5 protein-coding genes are annotated in these 4449 nt (G+C 58.7%); all 5 read right to left on the bottom strand.

Annotated elements, in window-relative coordinates; genetic code table 11:
• Positions 1-1168, bottom strand: a 1168-nt coding sequence (gene miaB, locus QZ326_RS11425) for a tRNA (N6-isopentenyl adenosine(37)-C2)-methylthiotransferase MiaB (RefSeq protein ID WP_295745272.1), incomplete at its 3' end; no start/stop codon positions are given.
• Positions 1169-1194: 26 nt separating this feature from the next.
• The gene (locus tag QZ326_RS13450) at positions 1195-1338 is read right to left on the bottom strand and encodes a hypothetical protein (RefSeq protein ID WP_365329158.1); all 144 of its coding nucleotides are present in this window, start codon (positions 1336-1338) and stop codon (positions 1195-1197) included.
• Complete coding sequence (locus tag QZ326_RS11420) at positions 1302-1766, bottom strand: maltose acetyltransferase domain-containing protein (protein WP_326172110.1); 465 nt, start codon at positions 1764-1766, stop codon at positions 1302-1304. The genes QZ326_RS13450 and QZ326_RS11420 overlap by 37 nt, the downstream gene beginning before the upstream one ends.
• A 959-nt stretch (positions 1767-2725) precedes the next feature.
• A complete protein-coding gene (locus QZ326_RS11415; RefSeq protein WP_295745270.1) occupies positions 2726-3469 on the bottom strand; it encodes a hypothetical protein in 744 nt (247 codons plus the stop codon).
• The coding region (locus QZ326_RS11410) for a HAMP domain-containing sensor histidine kinase (protein ID WP_295745268.1) at positions 3466-4449 on the bottom strand (984 nt) is incomplete at its 5' end. The genes QZ326_RS11415 and QZ326_RS11410, both read right to left, overlap by 4 nt.

The raw sequence follows: 4449 nt of genomic DNA, 5'->3' as shown, positions 1-4449 counted from the left end.
TCTGCTTCTCCTCCCGGGGCACCGGGTCCGGCAGCTCCGCCGCCTTTGTTCCGGGCCGGGGACTGTATATAAAAGTGAACAGGGCGTCAAACCCGATCTCCTCCACCAGAGACACCGTGTCCATGGCCTCCGCCTCCGTCTCACCGGGAAAGCCGATGATCACATCGCTGGTCACCACCAGCCCGGGCATCACGCCGCGGGCGTAGTCCACCAGCTCCCGGTATTGGGCCCGAGTGTACCGCCGGTTCATCTCCTTTAAGATGCGGTCGTTGCCGGACTGGAAGGGCAGATGCAGCTGCTTTGCCACATGGGAGCACCGGGCCATGGTGTCGAAGAGCTTTTTCGTGGCGTCCTTGGGGTGGCTGGACATGAAGCGGATCAGATACTCTCCGGGAATCCGGTCGATCTCCGCCAGCAGGTCCGCGAAGTCGTAATCAAGGTCCAGGTCGTTCCCGTAGGAGTTCACATTCTGGCCCAGCAGGGTGATGTCCTTATAGCCTGCCTTCACCAGCTGTCCCACCTCCGCCAGCACGGCGGCGGGGTCCCGGCTCCGCTCCCGGCCCCGGACGTAGGGCACGATGCAGTAGGAGCAGAAGTTGTTGCACCCGTACATGACGGAGACCCAGGCCTTCACCCCGTCCTCCCGCACCGCGGGGATGCCTTCGGCAATGGTGCCATGCTCGTCCGCCACGGAGAAGACCCGCTTTTTCGTCTCATAGACCTGGCAGAGGAGCTCCGGAAATTTCCACAGGGCATGGGGGCCGAACACCAGATCCACGTGGCGGTAGGACTCCCGCACCCGCTTTGCCACCCGCTCCTCCTGTGCCATGCACCCGCACAGGGCGATAACCTGTTCGGGGTTTTCTTTTTTTGTATGGGTCAGGATGCCCAGGTTTCCAAAAACCCGCTGCTCCGCGTGCTCCCGGACGGCGCAGGTGTTCAAAATCACCAGGTCCGCCTCCTTGGGGTCGGCGGTGAACGCAAAGCCCATCTGCTCCAGCATTCCCATGAGCTTCTGCCCGTCGGCCACGTTCTGCTGGCAGCCGAAGGTGTCCACGCACGCGTACGGATGGGCCTCCCGGGCGGCGAACATGTCCCGGACCCGCTCCTCAAATTCCCGCTGCCGGGCCAGGTCTTCCTCCGGCACCAGCACCTTTTCCCGTTCCAAATTCGTTTCCTCCAGATTGAAATACTTTAACTGATACATAATAACACAAAGGCGAAAAAAGCACAAGCGGCAAAATGGCGGGCAGTCTCCCGAAAAATACGGGCCGGTTCACAAAACCGGCCCGCACCGGTAATCACATTGTCCTCAATCCGCACACCAGGCACCAGGATGGCTCCCGCGCCGATCCAGCAGTTGCGGCCGATGTGAACGGAGGCGTTATACTGATATCCCCGCTCCCGCAGCTCCGGCAGCAGGTGGTGGCCCGCTGTGGCCACCACCACGTGGGGCCGAACTGGGTGTAATCCTCCACGTAGATGTGGGTGCCGTCTACCAGGGTAAGGTTAATGTTTGCGTAGATATGGCTGCTAAAGTGCACATGGCGGCCGCCCCAGTTGGCGTGGAAAGGAGGCTCTATGCAGCAGCCCTCCCCGATTTCGGCGAACATCTCCCGCAGCAGCGCCTCCCGCCGCGCAAGTTCCGCAGGTCGCGTCTGGTTGAAGTCGTACAGGCAGTCCAGACACACCATCTGCTCCTGAAACAGCGCCCCGTCCATGGGCAGGTACAGCTCTCCACTGTGCATTTTTTCCTGAATGGTCATAACGACTCCTCCAAGCACCCTTTTATGAGTCCCTTTTACCTTTCGTGTTGATGGCCGATACTTCCGGCATTTTCACTAAGCCATATCTTGTGTAACGCTTACAGACATGGTATAATTAAAATGGTAAATTAGGATTTTGAAGGAGGAATGAAGTATGGTTAATGATTTTTTGGGAGCAGCATTTCCATGGATTTTAATCGGTTTATTTGTAGCTATCAGTTGTTCTCTTATGAGTAAAGAGAAGAAATAAATTCCAGTTTATCGGACAGTCATTGAACAACGATGGCTGCCCGCATAGTTATTTTGACGGGAAATTAAAAAATTGAACCTCCATCAGCACGAAAGGTAAAAGGGGTTTTTATAAACTCCCAATTCACTTTTGTGCGCTTGATGTATTAGTTGCTTTCGATAAATATTTATTCTGCGCTATAAGTTCATATTTGTATTACCCATGCCGTTCAAAATGAATAGTCAATACAACCGCATAAATAGCAGCGATTATAACAAATACCCAAAAGGCTGATTCTGATAAACATAAATGCGATACCAGACCGGTGGTAATGAGACTTTTTGCTTTCCCTGTTTTTATCCAGCTATTTGCGTTCCTCTTGCGGGGCCCAGAAATAAGCGTTGTTGAAAAAGTATCCCCTTTCCTTAAACTGAGGATAACTGATAACAAATGCCCCAACAGCCAATGTTAGAAAGACAATTTCGACTATAATTTGGCCAGTACCCATTTGCACTTCTCCAAAAATTTCGATTTGCTTTTTTGTCAGCCAAACAGTATTGTTGATAAGCATCTAAAATAATTTTTTATGGCATCTATCCGGACACACAAAGCCGAATTAAGATTTTATAAAATGCATTGTAACACAGGCAGGAGCGGGGCGGCAAGGGTTCCAGCGGCCTGAACGGCAGAAAACAACCCCGAAAGAGCCGGCGCTCTTTCGGGGTTGTTTTTATCCCAGGTCAATGCCGCCTGTGACACGCTCCACGCCGGTGAGATTCCCCTCGCCGTCGTAGACCGTCCGTACATTGCAGCTCCCCCGGTCCCGGGAGTGGAACACGAAGGTACCGCCGCCGGGGGAGACGTCGGCAAAAGCGTCCGCCAGCTCCCCCAGATAGTAGACGTTCCCGGCGCCGGAGCCCTCGGGGGACTCCGCAAACTCCACGCCGAATTCCCGGTAGGCGGCGAAAATTTCCGCAAAGGATACGCCCCCCTCTCCGCCGCTCTGGGAGCAGCCTGTGGTTGCCTCCATGGAGGGGTGGAGCAGGGCGCCGATGTCCCGGGCGTCAAATTCCGCCTGGCTGGCCGTCTCCAGCCCCGTCAGGGGGCCGAAGGGGTTCACGCTGCCGTCGCCGTTGTCCACGGTCTCCCGGACCGTGCGGACATCCACGGTTCCCAGCCGGTCGATGTGCTCCACCCGGCTAATCTGGCCGCCGCTTCCCGTGTCCACCCCATCGAAGAAGTACCGGACCCGCTCCCCGCCGAAATACAGGGCGTCCTCCGCCTTGTCGTACTCCAGTCCGAAGGTCTCATAGATGTCATAGGAGGGGGGAAGGGGGTCCTCCGTATGGGCGGCGGCCCTGCCCTCCGCCGCCAGAGGGGCGGTTTCCACCGTGAGGGTGGCCCGCCCGCAGCCCGCCAGGGCCGGGAGGACCAGTGCCAAAAGCGCCGCCAAAATACGCGTTTTCATCTTCATCTCTCCGCCTCCTGTTCTGTCTCCGCCAGGGGGAAGGTCACCACGGCGGTGAACAGATCCGCTACGGTCTCCACCTGGAATGTGCCGCCGCAGGCCTCGGTAAAGGAGCTGGCAATGCTGAGCCCCAGGCCGCTGCCGCCGTCGGTGCGGCTCTCGTCTCCCCGGACGAACCGGGCGGTGAAGTCCACACCCTCGGGCAGCTCGTCCCGGCTGGTATTGCGCACGCTGACCTGAGCCAGGCCCGCGGTCTCCGCCGCCCGCTCCGCGGTTTTCAGCGTCAGGTACACCCGGCTGCCCTCCAGGGCATAGCGCAGGGCGTTGTCAATGAGGTTCTGGAACACCCGGTACAGCCGTTTGCCGTCGGCGTCGATCATCACCGGCTCCGCCGGCAGGTCGGTCTTGAAGGTCAGGCCGCTCTTTTGGATGGGGTCGTCCAGATCCGCCAATGTCTGCCGCAGGAGCTTCCCTAGGTCCAGCCGCTCCATGGACACCGGCAGCTGGTCCGCCGCCGCCTTGCTGACCTCAAACACATCCTGCACCATGGTTTTCAGCCGCTGGGCCTTCTCATCGATCACCCGGGCGTAGTCCGCCGCCGCCGGGGGCAGGTCCTCCTGCCGCAGCAGCTCCGCGTAGGAGAGGATGGAGGTCAGGGGCGTTTTCAGGTCGTGGGACACGTTGGAGATCAGCTCCACCTTCATCCGCTCGCTGCGGGTCTGTTCGGCCAGCGCCGTCCTCATTCCCGCCTGAATGTCGTTGAGGGCCTCCGCCGTTTTGCGCAGGTCCGCGTCCTCCGGCAGGTCCAGGGGAGTGGACAGGTCCCCGGCGCGGATGGATTCGATCTGCCGGTTCAGCCGTCCCAGGTCCCGTCCCAGCCGCAGGCTGCGGGCGGAAGAGACCAGCAGAGCCAGCACGCCCAGCGCCAACACCAGCAAAAACAGGATGAACGCCAGCCCCCGGGCGCCGTACCAAGCGATATCGGG

Origin of the sequence: uncultured Oscillibacter sp. (assembly GCF_910587525.1) — a bacterium.
In the GTDB taxonomy this organism is placed as follows: domain Bacteria; phylum Bacillota; class Clostridia; order Oscillospirales; family Oscillospiraceae; genus Oscillibacter.
The sequence above is the reverse complement of the archived record's forward strand: the minus strand, read 5'-3'. Positions and strand labels throughout refer to the sequence as shown.